Annotated in this window: 4 protein-coding genes, 1 other RNA gene and 1 pseudogene; all 6 read left to right on the top strand. The window is 68.6% G+C overall.

Annotated features, from left to right (window positions below; genetic code table 11):
• Window positions 1-213 (top strand): hypothetical protein (locus tag VLR48_RS19215; RefSeq protein ID WP_325293321.1); only part of this gene is annotated, 213 nt, incomplete at its 5' end.
• Between the two features lie 88 nt (window positions 214-301).
• Window positions 302-1,003: a nucleotidyltransferase family protein gene (locus VLR48_RS19210; RefSeq protein ID WP_325293320.1), complete on the top strand. Its 702-nt coding sequence runs from the start codon at window positions 302-304 to the stop codon at window positions 1,001-1,003.
• A gap of 52 nt (window positions 1,004-1,055) precedes the next feature.
• Window positions 1,056-1,152: signal recognition particle sRNA small type (ffs, locus tag VLR48_RS19205), an RNA gene on the top strand.
• Between the two features lie 178 nt (window positions 1,153-1,330).
• Window positions 1,331-3,079, top strand: a complete 1,749-nt coding sequence (dnaX, locus tag VLR48_RS19200) for a DNA polymerase III subunit gamma/tau (protein ID WP_325293319.1) — start codon at window positions 1,331-1,333, stop codon at window positions 3,077-3,079.
• Window positions 3,080-3,291: 212 nt separating this feature from the next.
• Window positions 3,292-3,615, top strand: a complete 324-nt coding sequence (locus VLR48_RS19195) for a YbaB/EbfC family nucleoid-associated protein (protein WP_325293318.1) — start codon at window positions 3,292-3,294, stop codon at window positions 3,613-3,615.
• A gap of 15 nt (window positions 3,616-3,630) precedes the next feature.
• Window positions 3,631-3,728 (top strand): annotated as a pseudogene (gene recR / locus VLR48_RS19190) (recombination protein RecR); the annotation flags it as partial.

Genomic DNA, 3,728 nt, shown 5'->3' with positions numbered 1-3,728 from the left:
TCGGTGCGCTACCTGCCGCCCGCCGGCCGCGCCGTCACTGCGGCGGTCCGGCCGGGCCTGATGCTGTTTCCACACTACCAGCCGGGCGGTCCGCCGCGGTGGACGCGGCTGACACCGGCGCAGGTACTGCAGCGCGTGGTGGCCGCGGAGGCGGTCATCCGCGACCTGACCCGGGCCAAGCTGGAGGCCCTGCCGCGCCGGCCTTTGCCCTGACCTATCCCGACCTCGACCACGCCCTCGCATTGGTGCGGGGGCGGCTGGCCGCGACGGCAGCGGCCCCGGCCGGACCGCCCGCACCGTGATGCCGGCACTCCCACACACGGTTCCTCCGCGCACTCGTCTGTGGCACGCCTTGGCGGCGCTGCTCGACCCCGCCGGGGTCGTTCCGGACCCCTTGGACGACGCTCGGGTTCCCGATTGGATCGGCATCTACCGGCTGGCCGCGGGTCAATTGGTCGCGCCCGGCCTCTACGTCGCCCTGGCGGCGAGGCAACGGCTGGAGGCGGTGCCGGAACCGGTACGCATGGCCCTGGCCGAGCTGCATCGGCTCAATGGCGAGCGCAATGACCGCCTGCTGGCGGTGTTGCGCGATACCGTGCACCTGCTCAATGCCGCCGGGTTCGAGCCTCTCCTGCTCAAGGGGGCGGTGGCGCTTTTGCCCGGATCCGATCCCCTCGCCGCGGCGCGCATGCTCAGCGACCTGGACCTGGCCCTGTGCGATGGGACCGCCGAGCAAGGTGAGCAGGTTCTGCGCGCGGCCGGCTACCGCGACGCGGATAACTGCAACCCGGATCATTACGGTCCGCCCATGCATCACGCGGCCCCGCTGTTTCACCCCGGCGGGGACGGATCCCCCGGGACCGCCGACTTCAGTCGGCGCGAGGGCGAGCGCGCCGCAACTGACCGGTCATGCGCCGTGCGTGGGGATTCGTGCCGACTGAAGTCGGCGGTCCGGGCGGTCGTCGGGCCTCCGGCGTTTGTCTTCGGTCCTGCGCTTTGTTAACCTTGCGCGTCGATCCGGGCCACGGTCCGGGCGTCGATGTCATGGTGGCTTGCGCCGGTCCCCTCGCAACGCGAAACCGTGAACCCGGTCAGGCCCGGAAGGGAGCAGCCGCAGCGGTTGAAGCGTGTGCCGGGGTGTGGCTGGCGTCGGCCGCCGCCCCTTCGATCACGACGGGCGAGCGAACATCTTTGCGGGTGCCGGGAAGAGGATCTCGGCCATCGCCGGCCGAGCGACCGAGGCCGCGCATTACGGATTCGTTTCCAACCACTCACCACTCTCCTTTCTCTCAGCCTCTCCAACACGGAACTCGACCGACTCGAACTACGCATGTCCTACCAGGTGCTCGCCCGCAAATGGCGCCCCAAGAGCTTCGATGATCTGGTCGGACAATCGCATGTGGTCCGCGCACTCTCCAACGCGCTCGATCGCGACCAGCTTCATCATGCCTACCTCTTTACCGGCACCCGCGGTGTCGGCAAGACCACGCTTGCCCGGATCCTCGCCAAGGCGCTGAACTGCGAGGTGGGTGTGAGCGCGCGTCCCTGCGGGGTCTGCTCGTCCTGTCGAGAGATCGACGGCGGCCGATTCGTGGATCTGATCGAGGTGGATGCCGCCTCGCGCACCAAGGTCGATCAGACCCGCGAGCTCCTGGACAACGTCCCCTATGCCCCGGCCCGTGCACGCTACAAGGTCTATCTGATCGACGAGGTGCACATGTTCTCCAACCACAGCTTCAACGCCTTGTTGAAGACCTTGGAGGAGCCGCCGCCGCATGTGAAGTTCCTGCTCGCCACCACCGACCCGCAAAAGGTCCCGGTCACGGTGCTCTCGCGCTGTCTGCAGTTGAATCTGCGACGCCTCTTGCCCGAGGAGATCCGTGCCCGACTTCAGCATGTCCTGGAGGCCGAAGGTCTTGAGTATCAGGCGTCCGCGTTGCCCTTGCTGGCCCGCGGGGCCGACGGCAGCATGCGCGACGGCCTGAGTCTGCTCGATCAGGCGATCGCCTTCGGCGGCGGGCGGGTCGAGGAGTCCGGCGTGCGCACCATGCTAGGGACCCTGCCGGGGGATCTGACCCTGGACCTTTTGGATGCGCTGGCCGCGGGCGACGGCGCGCGCGTCCTGGCCGAAGTCGAGCGCGTGGCCTCCCTGACACCGGATTTCGAAGAGCTGCTGCGCGAGCTGATCGCGCTTCTGCATCGCCTGGCACTGCTTCAGCAGGTGCCCGAGACGCTGGCCCAGGACGATCCGGATGCCGCGCGTCTGAAGGCGCTGGCGGATCGGCTCCCGGCCGAGGATCTTCAGCTTTATTATCAAGTGGCTTTGACCGGGCAAGGCGACCTGCCGCTCGCCCCCGATCCGCGTGCGGGTTTCGAGATGGTCCTGCTGCGCGCCTTGGCGTTTCGACCGGGCGCGAATCGGGACGAGCCGACCCGCGCGCCGCCACGCCCAGCGACCCTGCGCGAGACCGTGACCGGCGGTGCGATGCGTCCGGCCGAGTCCGGCGGCGGTGCGGCCGGCTCGCCGGTGTCCTCGCCAGTGTCCTCGTCGGTGTCCGCGCCTGTATCCTCACCGGTCTCGATGCTCAGGTCGGTTGCCGAGCCGCGAATCGCCGAGCCGGCGCCTGCGCATCGGGCCGCTGCTGCGGTCCATGCGCCGACCGAGATTGCAGGCGCCGCGCGTGCGGTTGTGCTCACCTCGCACGCGGAATGGCTCCAACTCGTCGATCGCCTGGAGTTGGGCGGGATCGCGAGCCAGATCGCCCATCATTGCGATCTCGAGGGCTGGTCCGACGGGCGACTCTCGCTCGGCTTGGACCCGGCCGCGGAGCATCTGCGCTCCCCGGGTGCGGAATCGCGCCTGCAAGCCGCCCTGGAAAAGACCATGGGGACGGAGGTGAAGCTCGACATCCAGGTCGCCCGGCCGCAGCGCGAGACCCTGGCTCAGCGACGCGAGCGCGAGACCGGCGAGCGTCGCCAGGCGGCGGTCTCCGCGATGGAGGAGGACCCGATCGCGCGCGCCATGCAGGACGAGCTCGACGCGAGCTGGATCGCCGGGAGTATCGAGCCGGCCGATTGAAGACCGGCGGGCGGGTCGAGAGCCGTCTCGCCGGGTGTTTCTGTTGCGCCGAATCTCTGCTCGGAGATTCGGAAGGACTGGGGTCGTACTGCGACGAATTCTTTCAACGAGATAGCCAACCGAGAAGAGAGGATGCGGGAGATGGACGGCGTTCGGCGCCGTGCGCTATCCCGCCTCGGCCCTGCGGCCGAGGTTTCCCGCGACAACGCATGATGAAAGGCGGAATCGGCAACCTGCTCAAGCAAGCGCAGAAGATGCAGGAAGACATGAAGCTGGCCCAAGAGCGGCTCGCCTTGGAAGAGGTCGTCGGCGAGTCCGGCGGCGGCATGGTCAAGGTGACCATGAACGGGCGCTATCAGGTCAGTCGGGTGGAGATCGACCCCGCTCTGATGGGCGACGACAAGGAGATGCTCGAGGATCTCATCTCCGCCGCCGTCAACGGTGCGAGCCAGCGCGTGGCCGAGAAGGCGAAGGAGAACATGGCCGAGCTGACCGCCGGGTTGCCCTTGCCGCCCGGGATGAAGCTGCCCTTTTAGGCGCAGCCCGTCGCCGTGTCCGAGCGCCCGCTTCTCGGTCAGTTGATCGATGCCTTGCGGTGCCTGCCCGGCGTCGGGCCGAAGTCGGCGCAGCGCATCGCCTTCCACCTGCT

The sequence above is a fragment of the Thiocapsa sp. genome (genome assembly GCF_035467215.1).
In the GTDB taxonomy this organism is placed as follows: domain Bacteria; phylum Pseudomonadota; class Gammaproteobacteria; order Chromatiales; family Chromatiaceae; genus Thiocapsa.
This window is presented reverse-complemented; position numbering and strand designations above follow the sequence as displayed.

Excerpts from the sequence above, each read along its gene's own strand:
- VLR48_RS19210 (WP_325293320.1), top strand. The coding sequence starts at position 302 with ATGCCGGCACTCCCACACACGGTTCCTCCGCGCACTCGTCTGTGGCAC.
- dnaX (WP_325293319.1), top strand. The coding sequence starts at position 1,331 with ATGTCCTACCAGGTGCTCGCCCGCAAATGGCGCCCCAAGAGCTTCGAT.
- VLR48_RS19195 (WP_325293318.1), top strand. The coding sequence starts at position 3,292 with ATGAAAGGCGGAATCGGCAACCTGCTCAAGCAAGCGCAGAAGATGCAG.